General features: G+C 46.8%; 9 protein-coding genes and 1 pseudogene. 9 read left to right on the top strand and 1 reads right to left on the bottom strand.

Annotated features, from left to right (window positions below; translation table 11 throughout):
- Positions 1-182 precede the first annotated feature (182 nt).
- From BN161_RS11805 to BN161_RS11830, 6 genes are all read left to right on the top strand, one after another.
- Positions 183-2,072: a family 43 glycosylhydrolase gene (locus tag BN161_RS11805; protein ID WP_394332292.1), complete on the top strand. Its 1,890-nt coding sequence runs from the start codon at positions 183-185 to the stop codon at positions 2,070-2,072.
- A gap of 64 nt (positions 2,073-2,136) precedes the next feature.
- Positions 2,137-5,064 (top strand): glycoside hydrolase family 97 protein, encoded by a 2,928-nt coding sequence (locus BN161_RS11810; protein WP_044266330.1) that lies wholly within the window; start codon positions 2,137-2,139, stop codon positions 5,062-5,064.
- Between the two features lie 134 nt (positions 5,065-5,198).
- Positions 5,199-7,724, top strand: coding sequence for an alpha-L-arabinofuranosidase C-terminal domain-containing protein (locus tag BN161_RS11815; RefSeq protein WP_044266332.1), 2,526 nt, complete (start codon positions 5,199-5,201; stop codon positions 7,722-7,724).
- 9 nt (positions 7,725-7,733) lie between these two features.
- Positions 7,734-9,665, top strand: coding sequence for an alpha-L-arabinofuranosidase C-terminal domain-containing protein (locus BN161_RS11820; RefSeq protein ID WP_044266337.1), 1,932 nt, complete (start codon positions 7,734-7,736; stop codon positions 9,663-9,665).
- Between the two features lie 126 nt (positions 9,666-9,791).
- Entirely contained in the window at positions 9,792-12,887 is a 3,096-nt protein-coding gene (locus BN161_RS11825; RefSeq protein WP_044266340.1) for a glycoside hydrolase family 2 TIM barrel-domain containing protein, read from the top strand.
- A 196-nt stretch (positions 12,888-13,083) separates the two neighbouring features.
- Positions 13,084-14,067: a glycoside hydrolase family 43 protein gene (locus BN161_RS11830; protein WP_044266341.1), complete on the top strand. Its 984-nt coding sequence runs from the start codon at positions 13,084-13,086 to the stop codon at positions 14,065-14,067.
- 195 nt (positions 14,068-14,262) lie between these two features.
- Here the strand turns inward: BN161_RS11830 and BN161_RS30495 are convergent, their stop codons facing one another.
- Positions 14,263-14,523, bottom strand: a complete 261-nt coding sequence (locus tag BN161_RS30495; RefSeq protein WP_044266342.1) for a helix-turn-helix domain-containing protein — start codon at positions 14,521-14,523, stop codon at positions 14,263-14,265.
- Between the two features lie 202 nt (positions 14,524-14,725).
- Here BN161_RS30495 and BN161_RS11840 point away from each other — a divergent pair, with 202 nt between their 5' ends.
- The 3 genes and pseudogenes from BN161_RS11840 (at position 14,726) to BN161_RS11850 (ending at position 18,438) form a co-directional block, all read left to right on the top strand.
- On the top strand, positions 14,726-15,748 hold the full coding sequence (locus BN161_RS11840; protein ID WP_044266459.1) for an efflux RND transporter periplasmic adaptor subunit: 1,023 nt from the start codon (positions 14,726-14,728) through the stop codon (positions 15,746-15,748).
- 57 nt (positions 15,749-15,805) lie between these two features.
- Positions 15,806-16,909: pseudogene (locus BN161_RS11845) on the top strand (efflux RND transporter permease subunit); the annotation flags it as partial.
- Between the two features lie 212 nt (positions 16,910-17,121).
- Complete coding sequence (locus BN161_RS11850; RefSeq protein ID WP_044266345.1) at positions 17,122-18,438, top strand: TolC family protein; 1,317 nt, start codon at positions 17,122-17,124, stop codon at positions 18,436-18,438.

Raw genomic sequence — 18,438 nt, forward strand, 5'->3', positions numbered from 1 at the left:
CTCCATTTTAGTTTAATAACCCGGGTAAATCTTTGTTTTTTAATGAAATGACACAAAATTATTCCCTTTTTGCATGATTCGTGGTAGTATATTCCCTTTTTTATGTGTATTTTTGACACCCAATAACTAACGTGAATTTTATGAAGAACACTATGAGACATTTTGCAGTCGCTATTAGTTTAATGTTGGCAATGACATTGCCTTCTTTTTCCCAACAACATCCTATCGTTGAAAAAGATTATGTGGCTTATTTGTTTACCTACTTTACAGGTAACCACATCAGTGAAGAAGCTGTATGTTATGCCGTAAGTATGGACGGATATGCATATTGGGCACTGAATGACGGCAAGCCCGTTCTTGATTCGAAAGTGATCAGTTCGACCGGTGGTGTGCGCGACCCGCATATCCTGAGAAGCCAGGACGGTCATACCTTTTATATGGTGGTGACAGATATGGTATCTGGCAATGGTTGGGATTCGAACCGTGCGATGGTGCTGCTGAAGTCCAATGACCTTGTAAACTGGACGCATTCCATCATCAACATGCAGAAACGTTATAAAGGCCAGGAAAAGCTGAAACGTGTTTGGGCGCCGCAGACGGTTTTCGATCCTGAAGCCGGAAAATATATGGTGTACTGGTCTATGCAGTATGCCGGTGGAGCCGATATCATCTACTATGCATATGCCAATGACGACTTCACAGATCTGATTGGTGAACCGAAGCCACTTTTCATTCCGGAGAATAAGAAATCATGTATCGACGGGGATATTGTCTATAAAGACGGCGTTTTCCACCTGTTCTATAAGACAGAAGGACATGGAAACGGCATTAAAGTGGCAACCACCCGTTCACTGACTTCCGGCCAGTGGGAAGAAGAACCGGACTACAAGCAGCAAACAAAGGATGCTGTGGAAGGTGCCGGCACATTTAAACTGATAAATCAGGATAAGTATATACTAATGTATGATGTATACATGAAAGGTAAATATCAGTTTACGGAAACTACCGACCTGAAGAACTTCAAAGTGATAGACAGTGAGGTGAAGATGAACTTCCATCCCCGCCACGGAACGATTATTCCTATCACACGCGATGAATTGATCCGTATCACGGATAAATGGGGCAAGCCTGCCGAATTGGGTGCAATACCGAATAACCCTGTATTGCCCGGATTCCATGCCGACCCTGAAATCTTATACTCAAACAAGACAAAGAAATATTATATCTATTCCACAACAGACGGACAACCCGGCTGGGGTGGATGGTACTTCACTGTTTTTTCTTCAACCGACCTGAAGAACTGGAACTATGAAGGCGTTATGCTGGATTTGAAATCCGAACAGGTACCTTGGGCGAATGGAAATGCCTGGGCACCGTGTATTGAAGAAAAACTCATCAAGGGAGAATACAAGTACTTCTTTTATTATAGCGGCAATCCTGCCAAAGGCGGAGGAAAGCAAATCGGCGTAGCAATGGCCGACTCACCTACCGGACCGTTTACCGATCTGGGACAGCCCATCATTACAGACTCTCCTGTAGGACACGGACAGCAGATAGACGTGGATGTCTTTACCGATCCCGTATCCGGTAAACCCTATCTGTATTGGGGCAATGGCTACATGGCCGGTGCCGAACTGAATAAAGATATGATTTCCATCAAGAAGAAGACACTTACAGTAATGACTCCCGAAGGAGGAACCTTGCAGGATTATGCATTCCGCGAAGCTCCTTATGTATTTTACCGTAACGGACTTTATTATTTTATGTGGTCGGTAGATGACACCGGTTCACCCAACTATCATGTGGCTTACGGTACATCTAAATCGCCGCTGGGACCTATCGAGGTAGCTAAAGATCCGATTGTACTGATTCAGAATCCGGAGAAGGAAATCTACGGCCCTGCACACAACTCTGTACTACAAATACCCGGCACGGATGAGTGGTATATCGTTTACCATCGTATTAATAAGAACTTCCTGAAAGATGCTCCGGGCGTGCACCGCGAGGTATGCATTGACCGTATGGAATTCAATGCGGACGGAACCATTAAGCCGGTGGTGCCGACACGATAATTTGAAGTCATTTAGATGATTGATTATTTAGTAATGATACATACCTGAAAAACATAAATTGAATATGAAGATTAGACTGAAAACATTATCCTTATTATGCCTGGCGGTCACCTTGCCGCTTGCGGCGCAAGATGTAACCGTCAGCGGTCCTGACGGGAAACTGCAATTAACCGTGAACTGCCCCGAGGGAAGTGCGGCTACCTACTCCCTAACCTACAATGGTAAGCAAATGATGGAACCATCTCCCCTTGGGATGCAAACCAACGTGGGAGACTTTGCCAAAGCTTTGAAACTGACCGGACATAAGGAGAGGAAGATTGACACCGTATATACCCAATCGCGCATCAAAACTTCCCGCATACACTATGTGGCCAACGAACTGGTGTGCAACTTTACCAACGCCAAAGGTCAGCCGATGGGCGTTACCTTCCGTGTGAGCAACAACGATGTAGCTTTCCGCTACACGCTGCCCCGGCAAGGCGAGACGGGAAGCGTAGTCATCAGCGATGAAGCCACCGGTTTCCGCTTTCCTGCGCAAACCACCACTTTCCTTACGCCGCAGAGCGACGCCATGATAGGGTGGAAGCGCACAAAACCGAGTTATGAAGAAGAATATAAAGCCGATGCTCCAATGGATGCACGCTCCCGATACGGTCATGGATATACCTTTCCATGTCTCTTCCGCGTAGGCGATGACGGTTGGGTGCTGGTGAGCGAGACAGGTGTGGGCAGCCGCTATTGTGGTTCTCGCCTAGGCGATGTGTCCGAAGGGAATCTGTATAAGCTAGAGTTTCCTATGCCCGAAGAAAATAACGGCAACGGCACGGTGGCTCCTGCTTTCTCCCTGCCCGGTGCTACACCTTGGCGCACGATTACGGTGGGCGAGACACTGAAGCCAATTGTAGAAACCACCGTCATCTGGGATGTAGTGGAGCCGCTTTACGAAGCTGGTTGCAATTATAAAATGGGTCGCGGCACATGGAGCTGGATTCTGTGGCAAGACGGCAGCATCAACTACGATGACCAGGTGCGCTATGTAGACTTGGCAGCTGCTATGGGCTATGAATACGTATTGATAGACAACTGGTGGGATACGAACATCGGCCACAAGCGGATGGAACAGCTCATTGACTATGCCCAAGACAAAGGCGTAGACGTATTTCTGTGGTACAGCTCCAGCGGCTATTGGAACGACATCGAACAAGGCCCCACCAACCTGATGGATAGCCCCATTGCCCGCAAACGCGAGATGAAATGGCTTCATGAACAAGGTGTGAAAGGTATTAAAGTCGATTTCTTCGGCGGAGACAAACAGGAGACGATGCGCCTCTACGAAGCCATTCTGAGTGATGCCAATGATAACGAGCTGATGGTTATCTTTCACGGCTGTACAGTGCCTCGCGGATGGGAACGGATGTATCCCAATTACGTAGGTAGCGAAGCTGTGCTGGCTTCGGAGAATCTTGTCTTCAGCCAAAACTCCTGCAATGACGAGGCATTCAGTGCTTCGCTGCACCCCTTTATTCGCAACACCGTGGGTAGCATGGAGTTTGGCGGCACCTTCCTCAACAAGCGCCTGAACCGAGGCAACGACGGTGGCACCACCCGTAAGACGACAGACTGTTTCCAGTTGGCCACGGCTGTCCTGTTCCAGAACCCTATCCAGAACTATGCTTTGGCACCCAACAACCTGACGGATGCCCCGCAAGTTTGCCTGGACTTTATGAAACAAGTACCTACTACGTGGGATGAAACGCGCTTTATTGATGGTTATCCCGGAAAATATGCAGTCGTTGCACGTCGTCATGGCAAGCAATGGTATGTAGCAGCCGTTAACGGTACAAAAGAAGCGTTGAAACTGAAACTCGAATTGCCTATGCTGGCAGGACAGACTCTTTCATTCTATAATGATGATAAAGAAATGCAACCCCAACTGCAAACTCTGAAACTGAAAGCTGACGGCAAACTCCAACTGACCCTCCAACCGCAAGGTGGTGCCGTATTGGTTCAGGACTGGAAAACGAATGAAAAGGAAATGGGAGCTTATCTGTTTACCTATTTCAAAGACGATACACATAGTTTATATTTCGCAGTCAGCGATGACGGATATACATTTACGGATGTAAATAACGGTCAGCCCATTATTGCCGGTGATACGATTGCCGAACAGAAAGGTATCCGTGACCCGCATATCTATCGTGCACCGGATGGTACTTTCTACATTGCCATGACCGACCTGCACATCTTTGCCCAACAGAAAGGTCTGCGCAACACCGAGTGGGAGCGTGACGGAGCCAAATACGGCTGGGGCAACAACCGTGGTTTTGTCCTGATGAAATCAAAAGACCTTGTAAACTGGACACACCATGTGGTTCGTATTGACAAGACTTTCCCCGGATATGATGAGATCGGTTGTGCCTGGGCACCTGAACTGGTTTATGATGAACATGCAGGCAGAATAATGATCTACTTCACCATGCGTATGGGCAATGCACGGAATATGTTGTACTATGCTTATGTAAACGAAGATTTCGACGGTCTGGAAACAGAACCCCGCCTATTGTTCCAATACCCTGATGCTACCAAATCAGCTATCGATGCCGATATCACGAAGGTAGGTGATAAGTATCACATGTTTTACGTTGCTCACGACGGAACACCGGGCATCAAACAAGCTGTATCGAAATATATCAACCGTGGATATACTTACCTGCCGGAATGGGTAGATCCGGAACCGAAAGCCTGCGAAGCTCCTAACATGTGGAAGCGTATTGGCGAAGACAAATGGGTGGTAATGTATGACATCTATGGTATCAATCCTCATAATTTCGGCTTCAGTGAAACTACTGACTTTGTGAACTTCAAAGATCTGGGACACTTCAACGAGGGGGTGATGAAGGCGACTAACTTCTCTTCACCGAAACATGGAGCAGTAATCCACATCACTAAGAAAGAGGCTGAGAAGCTGAGAAAGTACTGGAAAGCTAAATGAGAATTTATCGGTGTGATTTTTATTTTTCAGACGCAGGGAACCAACGGTCAGCGAAGCTAAACTTTGCCGGGGCGCTACGTCCCTAAATTATTATTTGTCGCTTCAAATTATAAACCCAATAAATCTTATATACCATGAACAGATTGATTAGATTTTTAAGTGTATGTTTACTTCTGTCTTTTGTCTTCCCTGTGCAGGCAAAGGTGGAGGGCGTGACGAATGAACCGAATCAGGTGTACCTCTTTTCCTATTCGAACCGTGACGGACGCAGCGGCCTGAAGTTTGCCTGGAGTCCCGACGGAGAGAAATGGTTTAGCGTGGCCGATGGATTTTCCTATGTGAATTCCGACTTCGGTCCGTGGGGACGGGCAAAGACTATGTTCAAGCCCCATTTGATGCAAACTCGTGCCGATGGCAAATGGCATTGTATCTGGGAAGCTACGAATACCGGTAAGGCACTTGCCTATGTAACCTCTCCCGACTTGCAGAAGTGGGAAGCACAGAGCTATTTCTCTCCCGAAGAACGTAGCAAGTATGAACCCAAAGATGTGTACCCCACCACTCAGAAGAAGGTGTTGGTGAATGGTTCCGAAGAAGAAGGCTGGGTGCAGGAAGTTCCCTATACTGCCGTGCAGCAGATCACCCGCTATGCCGAACATAAGAAATATCGCCAGTCACTGAATGCCGAGCGTACCGAGCAAGACCCTGTACGTTTTGCCAACCTCAAGCCTGTAGAGGCTACTATTCAGGTGAATGCAGGTCAGGCGAAAGAGATCAGTAAGCATCTGATTGGTATTTTCTTTGAGGATATCAACTATGGAGCTGACGGTGGTTTGTATGCCGAACTGGTTCAGAACCGCGACTTTGAATACACTCCGACTGACCGTGGTAACGATCAGAACTGGAATAGTACTCACTCCTGGAGTGTTCAGGGCAGTGATGCTACATTGAGCATTGCAACGGAAAATCCTATTCATCCTAATAACTCCCATTATGCCGTTTTCGACGTGAATGCAGCTGAACAAACTGCATTGGTGAATGCCGGTTTCGATGGCATAGCCCTGAAGAAAGGCGAGAAATATGACTTCTCACTCTTTGGTAAAGTACTTGAGGGTAAAGGAGGAAAGGTACTTGTGAACTTGGTTGATAAAGATGGAACAATTATAGCACAAACTGCTGTAAACGTAACATCTAAAGATTGGAAACAACGGAAAGCAGTCCTGACAGCCACAAGCGATGCGGCGACTGCATCTTTGTCCATTGTTCCCCAAGCTGTCAGCAAATATGCGCTGGATATGATCTCCCTCTTTCCGCAAAAGACCTTCAAAGGCCGTAAAAACGGACTTCGTGCCGATCTGGCACAAACGCTTGCCGACCTGCATCCCCGTTTCGTACGTTTCCCCGGTGGTTGTGTGGCTCATGGCGATGGAATAGATAATATTTATGATTGGAAAGGCTCTATCGGTCCGTTGGAAGCCCGCAAGCCGCTCCGCAATCTTTGGGGATACCATCAGACACGCGGTTTGGGATATCACGAATACTTCTTGTTCTGTGAAGATATGGGTGCGGAACCCGTACCTGTGCTTGCAGCCGGTGTACCTTGTCAGAACTCTGGTACCTGTGCTCACCATTCCAAGGATGAACTGACTTGCATGGGACAGCAGGGTGGCGTGCCGATGGAAGAAATGGATCAATACATCCAAGATGTTCTCGACCTAATAGAATATGCCAACGGAGATGCCCGCAAGACCGTGTGGGGTAAGAAGCGCGCGGAAGCCGGACATCCGAAACCATTCAATCTGAAGTTCATAGGTATCGGTAATGAGGACATGATTACACCTGTCTTCGTGGAACGCTTTAAGATGATATTCGATGCAGTAAAAGCAAAACATCCTGAAGTTACTGTGATTGGTACTACCGGTCCGTTCTACGAAGGTACGGATTATGAAGTAGGTTGGGACCTTGCTACCGAACTGGGTGTACCGATGGTAGATGAGCACTACTATGTAGAACCGGGTTGGATGATTCACAACCAGGAATATTACGATCATTACGACCGTAGCAAAGCGAAAGTTTACTTGGGCGAATACGCCGCCCACTTGCCGGGACGCCCCAATAATGTAGAAACTGCACTTGCCGAAGCTCTCTATCTGACGGCCGTAGAACGTAACGGTGACGTGGTAGAAATGACTTCCTATGCTCCGTTGTTGGCTAAAGATGGTCATACACAATGGAATCCGGACTTGATTTATTTCAATAATACGGAAGTGAGACCCACGGTAGGCTACTATACTCAACAGATGTATGGTCAGAACGCCGGTACCGAATACCTGTCTTCTACGGTAAAACTGAATAATGGCTGGGATGCCGTGAAGAAACGTGTCGGAGTATCAGTCGTGAAAGACGTTAATACCGGAGATTATATCGTGAAGTTAGTGAATATGCTTCCGGTGGAAGTTTCTTCCCAGGTGAAGTTGGACGGAGCTACTTTGGTAAATCCTTCGGCTACAAAAACGATATTGACAGGTGATCCGAAAGACAGAGGAGCTAAACCCGCTTCTTCTGATTTCAAGGTAGAAGGAAATGACTTTTCTTACTCAATGCCTGCTTATTCGTTTACAGTGATACGTATCCATCAGAATATTGAAAAGAAAAAATAAGATATAATAATGAGAAAGTTAACTGCCCTTTTTGCTTTGTCTCTTGCTTTGAGCATGCAGGCGCAGCAACATGTGATGACCGTCGACGTTTCCAAACCGACGGCAAAGATACAACCTGAAATGTATGGTATCTTTTTCGAAGATATCAACTTCGGTGCCGATGGCGGTCTGTATGCCGAACTGGTAAAGAACCGTTCGTTTGAATTCCCACAACCTTTCGTGGGTTGGGTACCTTTCGGTAATGTAACCATTCAGGATGCAAATCCTTGTTTTGACCGCAATCCTCACTATGTACGCATAGTGAACGACGGCCGCCTGCTGCGTGCCGGACTGGATAATGAAGGTTATCGCGGTATCGGTGTGAAGCAAGGCGAAGAATACCGTTTCTCCGTTTATGCCCGCACGCCGGATGCGAAGCCGATGAAGCTCTCCATTGAGCTCGTCAACTCCAATGCACAGAATCTGTTGAAGAAAGAAATCGAAGTCAGCGGCAATAACTGGCAAAAGCTGACGGCGGTGCTGAAATCTCCTTTCACAGACGCTCATGCCCGCCTGCGTATCGTCCTCGAAACACAGGGTACGGTAGATATGGATCATATCTCCCTGTTCCCTGTCGATACTTGGAAAGGACGTGAGAACGGTCTGCGTGCCGACCTCGCGCAAGCCCTTTATGACCTTAACCCAGGCGTATTCCGTTTCCCCGGTGGTTGTATCATCGAGGGTAACAGCCTTGAAACCCGTTACCAGTGGAAGAATTCCGTAGGCCCTGTTGAAAACCGCCCTCTGAATGAAAACCGCTGGAACTACACCTTCAAACATAAGGCCTTCCCTGACTATTTCCAGACTTTGGGACTTGGTTACTTCGAATACTTCCTGTTGAGCGAAGACCTCGGTGCAGAACCTCTTCCGGTAATCAGTTGCGGGCTCTCCTGCCAGTACGAAAGCAACGAAGTGGTTCCGATGGATGAACTCGATCCGTACATACAGGATGCACTCGACCTGATTGAATTTGCCAACGGCCCTGTTACTTCCAAGTGGGGAAAGGTGCGTGCCGATATGGGACATCCCGAACCCTTCAATCTGAAGATGATCGGTATCGGTAATGAACAGTGGGACAAGGTTTATGTAGAACGTTTGGAAGCTTTCACAAAAGCTATCCGTGCGAAATACCCTAATGTGAAGGTTGTAGGTAGTTCCGGCCCGAGTGCCGGCGGTGATAAGTTCGATTATCTCTGGCCCGAAATGAAGCGTATCGGTGTAGACCTGGTGGACGAACATTATTACATGAATCCTGATTGGTTCTTTGGCAATGCGTCACGCTATGACAATTACGACCGTAAAGGTCCGAAGGTTTTCGCCGGAGAATATGCTTCACACGATCATTCCACGAAGAAGGATAACAATTTCCTCGCCGCCCTTTCCGAAGCTGCCTTTATGACGGGGTTGGAACGGAATGCGGATGTCGTTCATCTGGCTACTTATGCGCCGTTGTTTGCTCATGTGGATGCCTGGCAGTGGAATCCGGACCTGATCTGGTTCGATAACCTGCGCATGATGCGCACACCGAACTATTACGTTCAGCAAATGTACGGCATGAATGCCGGTACCGATGTGCTCAGCCTGAAGATGGATGGCAAAGCAGTAGCAGGGCAGGACAGTCTCTATGCAACAGCTGCACTGAATGCACCTACCGGAGAAATCATCCTGAAACTGGTGAATGCAAGCAGTCGGCCTGCCGATGTTCAGATCGATTTCAATGGTTTGAAGAAACGTCAGTTGGTTGCCGGTTCCTGCACTTACTTACAGAACGACAATTGGCGCACAGTAAATACGCTGGATCAGGAAGCAATTGTTCCCCGTGTACGTCCGGTGCAGGTAGAAGGGCAATCTCTGAAACTGAAACTTGAACCACGTTCGTTTGGAGTGTACCGGATACAGTAGCTCTTTGAACTCTATTCCCCCTTTTTTGAACTATTATTCCCCCTAAAAAAGTTTATTTATCCTATCTTTGTAGCGGTATGCAGAAAATATTCTTCATACCGCTACAAATGTACTAATTTTATATCCATGAAGAAACATCTTATTACCGGACTCTTTGCGGCCCTGGCTCTGACTGCCAATGCACAGTCCTTTAAAGAGTGGCTTGATCCGGAGATCAATGCCGTGAACCGTGCTCCCATGCACACTAATTACTTTGCCTATGAATCGGCGGATGCCGCCATGCAAGGCAAGAAAGCCCAATCTACTAATTACATGACTTTGAACGGTACCTGGAAATTCTCTTGGGTACGCAATGCCGACCAGCGTCCTACCGACTTCTGGAAACTGGGTTTCAATGACAAAGGATGGGATAATCTGCAAGTCCCCGCTGTGTGGGAACTGAACGGTTACGGTGATCCTATTTATGTGAACACCGGCTATGCCTGGCGTAATCAGTTCCAGAACAACCCTCCTGAAGTTCCTACAGAGAACAATCATGTAGGTTCTTACCGTCGTGAAATCATTGTTCCCGCCGACTGGAAAGGGAAAGACATTATCGCTCATTTCGGTTCTGTAACCTCCAACATGTATCTCTGGGTAAATGGCCGCTATGTAGGCTATAGCGAAGACAGCAAGCTCGAAGCCGAATTCGACCTGACTCCTTATTTGAAACCCGGACAAACGAATCTCATCGCTTTCCAGGTATTCCGCTGGTGTGATGGAACCTACCTGGAAGATCAGGACTTCTTCCGTTACAGTGGTGTGGGACGTGATTGCTACCTCTATGCCCGCAACAAGAAACGCATCCAGGACATCCGTATCACTCCGGATTTGGGCGAGACATACAAAAATGGTTCTCTGCGTGTGACGCTCGACCTGAAAGGCAGCGGTAACGTAAATCTGGAATTACTCGATGCTGCCGGCAAGGCAGTAGCTACGGAAACAGCCAAAGGTAGCGGCACCATTCTGATGAATGTGGAAAATCCGCATAAATGGACAGCCGAAACTCCTTACCTCTATACACTGCGTGCCACTTTGCAAGGCAGCAACGAAGTGATCTCCGTAAAGGTCGGTTTCCGTAAGATAGAATTGAAAGGTGACCAGATATTAGTAAACGGCCAAGCCGTTCTCTTCAAAGGTGCCGACCGTCATGAACTCGATCCGGATGGTGGTTATGTCGTATCTCCTGAACGCATGATCCAGGATATCCAGGTGATGAAGAAATTCAATATCAACGCTGTGCGTACCTGTCACTATCCTGATGATAACCTGTGGTACGACCTTTGCGATCAATACGGCTTGTATGTAGTGGCTGAGGCTAATGTCGAATCACACGGTATGGGTTATCGTGAAAAGACACTGGCTAAACGCGCCGACTATGCCAAGGCTCACATGGAACGTAACCAGCGCAACGTACAACGCGGCTTCAATCATCCCAGCATCATTTTCTGGTCGTTGGGTAACGAAGCCGGCTTCGGACCTAACTTTGAAGCTTGCTACCGTTGGATTAAGAATGAAGACTCTAGTCGTGCCGTACAATACGAACAGGCACACGGAAATGAATTTACCGATATTGACTGCCCCATGTATGCCGATTACAAGCACATGGAAAGATATGGTCAGCGTACAGATGCCAAGAAGCCTCTTATCCAGTGTGAATATGCCCATGCTATGGGTAACTCACAGGGCGGTTTCAAAGAATATTGGGATTTGATCCGTAAATACCCCAACCTGCAAGGCGGTTTTATCTGGGACTTCGTAGATCAGTCCGTTCGTTGGAAAGGTAAAGACGGTGTGACTATCTACGCTTATGGCGGTGACTTCAACCGTTACGACGGTTCGGACAAGAACTTCTGTGATAATGGTCTGATCAGCCCTGACCGTGTTCCCAATCCGCACATGTACGAAGTGGGTTACTACTATCAGAACATCTGGACAACTCCCGCTGATCTGAAGAACGGCGAAGTGAACGTGTACAATGAAAACTTCTTCCGTGACCTTTCCGCTTACTGCCTGGATTGGCAATTGCTTGCTAACGGTAAAGTAATCCGTACCGGTCGTGTAGAAGACCTCAACGTAGCTCCGCAGCAGACTGCCAAAGTGAAATTGAACATCGGCAAAACCTGCGAATGCAAAGAATGGTTGCTGAATGTAACTTATCGCCTGAAGAACCGCGAAGGTCTACTTCCTGCCGGATATGCCGTAGCCAAAGATCAACTTGTGCTGAACCCTTACAAGGCTCCTGCCATGGACCTGAAGAATGTGGAAGTTGTGAACACCCCCACCATTGCTCCTCAAATCCAGGAAAACGACTGGCGTTATCTGATTATTAACGGTGATAACTTCCGTCTGGAATTCAATAAGCATACCGGTTACCTGAATCGCTACAACGTAGCAGGCACGGAATTGATGAACGAAGATGCCGAACTGGCACCTAACTTCTGGCGTGCACCTACAGACAATGATTTCGGTGCAGGTTTGCAACAGAAATTCGCTGTCTGGAAGAACCCGGGTCTGAAGCTGACTTCCTTCAAATGGGAGACAGTAGACAACCAGACAGTGGTACGTGCAGAATACGAAATGAAGAATGTTTCCGCCAAACTGGATCTCACTTATGCAATCAACAACAAGGGGGCTGTAAAGGTGACTCAGAAAATGACTGCCGATCCGCAGGCTAAGGTATCTCATATGTTCCGTTTCGGCATGCAGATGCAGATGCCCAAGACTTTTGAAACAGTAGAGTACTATGGTCGTGGCCCGGTAGAGAACTACAGTGACCGCAATCATTGTACAGATCTGGGATTGTATCGCCAAAGCGTAGATGAACAATTCTACTCTTATATCCGTCCGCAGGAAACAGGTACGAAGACCGATATCCGCTGGTGGAAGCAACTGAACGATGCCGGACGCGGTTTGCAGATTGTAGCTGACGCTCCATTCTCCGCATCAGCCCTGCACTATACTATCGAGTCTCTGGATGATGGTTGGGACAAAGGTCAGAGCCACTCTCCCGAAGTGAAAGAAGCTAACCTGACAAATCTCTGCATCGACAAGGCTCAGATGGGCTTAGGATGTGTGAACAGTTGGGGTGCATGGCCGTTGCCACAATATCAGTTGCCTTATGGTGACTATGAATTTACGTTCATCCTTACTCCGGTACAACACGGTATAGAAATTGAATAAGTAAATCTATCTCAATTCTCCTCCTCCTGGGAGGAGGAGTACCCGAAGGGGGAGGTGGTAGGTGAGATAATAAAATACCTATTTAGCATGAGTCAAAGGTATTTTGTCTTTCCTACCACCCCACCCTAAAGGGTACCCCTCCTCCCAGAAGGAGGGGAATTGAGATACTCTTTATTATACTCATTATTATTATAGCATGAAGAAAAGAGAACTATTACTCCTTTTATTCTCCTTGTGTTCTGTCCTTGTATCTGCGCAGCAGAAGGTCCCAAACCGCTTCCGTACCAACATCCCTCTTGATTCCATCCACTTGAGTGACCCCTGCATACTGGCCGATAAGAAAACCTCCACTTATTACATGACCGGTACCGGCGGCCTCCTCTGGAAAAGCAAAGACCTTGCCCATTGGGAAGGCCCTTATCGTGTAGCAGAAACTGATCCTGACTCCTGGATGGGCCCTAAACCCGAAATTTGGGCAGCCGAACTACACGAATACAACGGAAAATATTACTATTTCGCCACTTTTACGAACAACGCCATCAAGATTGATACCGTAAAAGGAAACGTCATCCCCCGTCGTGCCAGCCACATCTTGGTCAGTGATAAACCGGATGGCCCTTATAGGTCTATGAAAGACCCCACTTACCTGCCCGAGAATATGCCTACCCTTGATGGTACATTCTGGGTAGACAGTGACGGCAAGCCTTATATGGTCTATTGCCACGAATGGCTGCAAAACTGGAACGGTACGATGGAAAAGATCGAATTAAAGCCCGATTTAAGCGGTTCCATCGGCAAAGGAAAGATTCTTTTCCGCGCCAGTGACTCTCCTTGGAGCCGCGAGAAGATGGGAGACAAAGTATTGCCCAACCGTGTAACCGACGGACCATGGCTTTTCCGCACAGGTACAGGTCGGTTAGGTATGATATGGACAAGCTGGGTATTCCAGGACTATACACAAGGCGTTGCCTATTCCGAAAGCGGAACTCTGGATGGCCCCTGGATACAAGAGAAAGAACCGGTCACTCCGCCTAACTTCGGACATGGAATGTTGTTCCGTACTTTGGATGGTGAGTGGATGATGTCGGTTCATAGTCATAAAGATGTGAACGGGCGATATATTCGTATTCCGCACCTGTTTAAAGTCGATTTATCGGGGGATAAACTGAAAATTGACTGATTTATCACCTTTTATGAAACAATTGTGCTACTACTGAATAGAAATTTCACCCTATCTTTGCAACATCGACAATAGGTTATAGATTAACATAAGATTGGTATTAATAAACAAAGGGTAGTTTTTTAAGTCACAGTTTTCAGTAGGTAGTATTTATAAGAGAGGGCAATCTTCGAATCAGAAGATTGCCCTTTTATATTAACCATATGAAGATTCCTTGTACTGTTTAGGCGACGTACCCAAATGCTGTTTTACGTACTTTCCAAAAAAAGACAGATTGGGGAAATTCAGTTCATTGGCTATTTCTTTAATACTCTTCTGAGAGTTTCTCAATTTTACAGCCTGTTCTATATTTAAACTTTGCAATTCATCAATGATAGCTATGCGGTTGTCATTATATACAGATATCTTTTTTACCAAGACATCATCCAAACATCCTGATCTCAGTTTTGCCTCCATACACTATATTTCTTTTGGGTTGCAAATAAACAGAATATCCGGTAGATGTAGATGATAGATATTTCCAGAATAGTGTCCTATTTAGCTTATTTGATATTTGTTTTGAAAAATAGAACACTTCTGTGGTAATATGGAAATTAAGCTCTTTCGAAAAATCATTTTCCTTTGCACCGGAAATAACGAACTAAAAATGGAAAAAAGTATGAGACAACTTTGTAATGTAACGGTGCTATTGCTATTATTTGGCCTGACGAGTTGCCAGAATAATGGAGACAAACAGACTACTATGAGTCCGGTAAAGGTGAAAGTTTTACGGGTTTCTTCTTCTGAAATAGATGGAACGGAACGTTTTTCGGGTACGGTGGAAGAAGCGAATAGCACTTCGCTTAGCTTTTCGATCATGGGAACGGTGAAAAAGGTACACGTGGGTTTGGGTGACCGGGTAGTGAAAGGCCAACTTATTGCTACGGTCGATCAGCTTTCCATGCAGAGCAGCTACGATGCTGCCAAAGCCTCACTGGCACAAGCGGAAGATGCCTATCGGAGAATGAAGGAATTGTATGATAAAGGAAGCCTTCCCGGGATAAAGTGGGTGGAAGTGCAGAGTAAGTTGCAACAGGCAAAGTCAATTAAAGAAGTGGCTCGTAAGAATCTGGATGATTGCAAACTCTATGCGCCCTTCAGTGGAATTATATCGGAAAAGATGGCAGAGGTAGGGCAGAATATAGTGCCGGGCTTACCGGTGGTCAAATTAGTGACAGCCAATCAGCTGAAAGTGAAGATTGCCATTCCAGAGACAGAGATTGCCGCCATTGCCACGGGACAAAAAGCAACGATTACCGTCTCTGCCTTGAACGGGCGTGTCTTCGCGGGACCAGTAACAGAGAAAGGAATTGTTGCCAATCCGCTTTCACGCTCATACGATGTCAAGATACGGGTGGATGATGCTGATAACGAGTTGATGCCGGGTATGGTGGTGGAAGCGGTCTTGTCCGGTACGGGGATGGGAACACTTCATGTTATTCCTGCCCACATTGTCCAACTGGACGAACAGAACCGTTCCTTCGTCTGGATGAATGCCCGAGGAAAAGCCAGTAAACGCATTATCCAATGCGGAGGATTTACAAATGAAGGAGTCGTTGTGCTGTCCGGTTTGGAGGAGAGTGAGGAAATCATTGTGGAAGGACAGCAGAAGGTATGTGAGAATACATCCGTAGTTTTATAACTATTTAATGAGGAACAATCAAAAGATGAGCCACATCACCGACAAAATATTAAGATAATGAATAAGAAACGTAACGCAGTAGAATGGGCGATGCACTATCGCCAGATTATAATTCTCGTTGTGTGTTGCCTTGTTGCTTTTGGAATTTACAGTTTGCCGAATATGCGCAAGAATGAATTTCCTGACTTCACAATCCGTCAGGGTATTGTAGTGGCAGTAGCTCCGGACAACACGGCAGAGGAAATGGTGGAACAGGTAGCCAAACCCTTGGAAAATTATATTTTCAGCTATAAAGAAGTGAAGAAAGATAAGAATTTCTCCATGAGCCGCGATGGCATTGTCTACATTCAGGTACAGCTCAATGACGAGCTGAATAACAAAGATGAGTTCTGGAGCAAGTTCAAGCATGGTGTTTCCACTTTCAAGGCGCAATTGCCCAAGAATGTACTGGCTGTACAGGTGATGGATGATTTTGGCGATACTTCCGCCTTGCTCATCACTATGGAAAGCGTGGACAAGACTTATCGTGAACTGGACGACTATATGGATGCCCTACAAGACCGCCTGCGCCGTATCAACAGCATCGGGCGTATGACGGTAAGCGGAATGCAAAAGGAACAGGTCTCCATATATCTGGATACCCATAAACTTTCGCAATACGGGCTGACTGAACAGACACTCGCCGTTACCCTTTTTACGAAAGGTTTCACTACTTCAGGCGGTCGGGTGAAGAATCCTGTATATGTTCAGCCTGTCTATGTGGCTAAGTCATTGAATACGGTACGCGATGTGCAGGAACAAATCGTTTATACCAATCCGATGGGAAATAACATTCGCCTGAAGGACGTGGCCCGTGTGGTAAAAGAATATCCTGCCCCCGACAGCTATATCACTAACAATGGTAAAAAATGCCTTTTGCTAAGTATAGAGATGAAGAAGGGTAAGAACGTCGTTCAAATGGGAGAGGAGATAAACCGGACGATTGCAGAGTTCCAACCGTCATTACCGTCGGATGTCAACCTTTTCTGCATCACCGATCAAAGCCAGGTAGTAGGAGATAGTGTGGATAATTTCCTGCACGAACTGTTGGTTGCTATTATAGCGGTGATTATAGTGGTGATGCTCCTGTTGCCTATGCGTGTGGCACTGGTAGCCGCGTCAGATTGTACGTCGCAACGGCATTTATACAATTACTGTCATGGCAGACATCCCGATGATACTGGGAGGCAGCGGACTGTGGATGCCAATGGGAACCGTTATTTGCTACGGCACACTCATCACAATGGTATTTTTGCTTACAGTACTTCCGGTCTGCTACTGGTTCATGTTCAGTGGCTCTACACGTAAATGCATAGCTATGGAGAAAATGGAAAATGAGTAAAACAATCAATAGATACAGCATTATGAAACAGAGATTGAATCGATATATATTTCTTTTGTTAGTAGGTTTCACACAGTTGATTCCGGTTTCTGCCCAGCGTGTGTATACTCTGGGCGAATGCCTGCAACGGGCTCTTGAAAACAATGTGCGGATAAAGAATGCCGGAAATAATCTGGAAATAGCCAAACAAGGCAGTCAGGAAGCATTCACTAAATATTTCCCTTCTTTGAGTGCTACAGGTACGGGATTTATGGCTGATAAAGGATTACTCCAGTTGGACATGGGACCTGGAATGCAAATGTCACTTATGAAGAAAGGAGTGGTAGGAGGCGTATCGGCCTCAATGCCGCTTTTCACGGGAGGGCAGATTGTAAACGGTAATAAGTTGGCGAAGGTAAACATTCAGGTTTACCGGTTGCAACATAACCAGTCGGAAAATGAAGTGAAACTTACTACTGAGAACTATTACTGGCAGGTTGTGATGTTGAAAGAGAAGTTGCAGACCATTACCGTGGTCGAGGCACAGTTGGCTAATCTGCTGAAAGATGTCGAAGCTTCGGTAAATGCCGGAGTGACAACGCGCAATGATCTGCTCCAGGTACAGTTGCGGCAGAACGAGATAGAGAGCAGTCGCAGCCAGATTGAGAATGCGTTGACGCTTTCACAACAAGTGCTAGCACAGTATATAGGAGAAGATTCCGGAATTGTGGATGTTCCTCCTGTCGCTGGCGAAGTCTTGCCGGAACATCCGCAGGGACTTTACCGTAGCCCTGAGTCCTCCCTGGTTCTGACCAATGAATATCACTTGTTGCAGCAAAACCTCAAAGCCAATAAGCTGCAACGCCGCATAACCGTTGGCAAATATCTGCCTACCGTTGCCATTGGCGGTGGATATATGTATGACAATCTGATGGATAAAGACCACCCTTTCTGGATGGGTTTTGCCACAGTCTCAATCCCTTTATCCGGTTGGTGGGGCGGCTCGCATGACGTGCGGAAGCAGGAACTCCAGGTACGCAATGCCGAGAATCAGCTTACGGACCAGAGCGAACTGCTTATCCTCCGTATGCTACAGAATTGGAACGACCTGACGGATGCTTACAAACAGATGCAAATATCCATGCGATCCATTGAACAGGCCACAGAGAATCTTCGCCTGAATACGGACTACTACAAGGCCGGAACCTGTACGATGAATGACTTACTGGATGCCCAAACGCTTTTCCAGCAAAGTAAGGACCGCTATGTGGAGTCTTATGCCCGGTATGAGGTGAAGAAGTGCGAATATTTGCAGGCTACGGGGCGTTAG

It is taken from the genome of Bacteroides timonensis, from assembly GCF_000513195.1.
GTDB classification, from domain to species: Bacteria; Bacteroidota; Bacteroidia; order Bacteroidales; family Bacteroidaceae; genus Bacteroides; species Bacteroides timonensis.

Bases quoted from the DNA above. Each gene is read 5' to 3' on its own strand.
- BN161_RS11830 (WP_044266341.1), top strand. From the start codon at position 13,084: ATGAAGAAAAGAGAACTATTACTCCTTTTATTCTCCTTGTGTTCTGTC.
- BN161_RS11810 (WP_044266330.1), top strand. From the start codon at position 2,137: ATGAAGATTAGACTGAAAACATTATCCTTATTATGCCTGGCGGTCACC.
- BN161_RS11850 (WP_044266345.1), top strand. From the start codon at position 17,122: ATGAGTAAAACAATCAATAGATACAGCATTATGAAACAGAGATTGAAT.
- BN161_RS11805 (WP_394332292.1), top strand. From the start codon at position 183: ATGTTGGCAATGACATTGCCTTCTTTTTCCCAACAACATCCTATCGTT.
- BN161_RS30495 (WP_044266342.1), bottom strand. From the start codon at position 14,523: ATGGAGGCAAAACTGAGATCAGGATGTTTGGATGATGTCTTGGTAAAA.
- BN161_RS11820 (WP_044266337.1), top strand. From the start codon at position 7,734: ATGAGAAAGTTAACTGCCCTTTTTGCTTTGTCTCTTGCTTTGAGCATG.
- BN161_RS11825 (WP_044266340.1), top strand. From the start codon at position 9,792: ATGAAGAAACATCTTATTACCGGACTCTTTGCGGCCCTGGCTCTGACT.
- BN161_RS11815 (WP_044266332.1), top strand. From the start codon at position 5,199: ATGAACAGATTGATTAGATTTTTAAGTGTATGTTTACTTCTGTCTTTT.
- BN161_RS11840 (WP_044266459.1), top strand. From the start codon at position 14,726: ATGAGACAACTTTGTAATGTAACGGTGCTATTGCTATTATTTGGCCTG.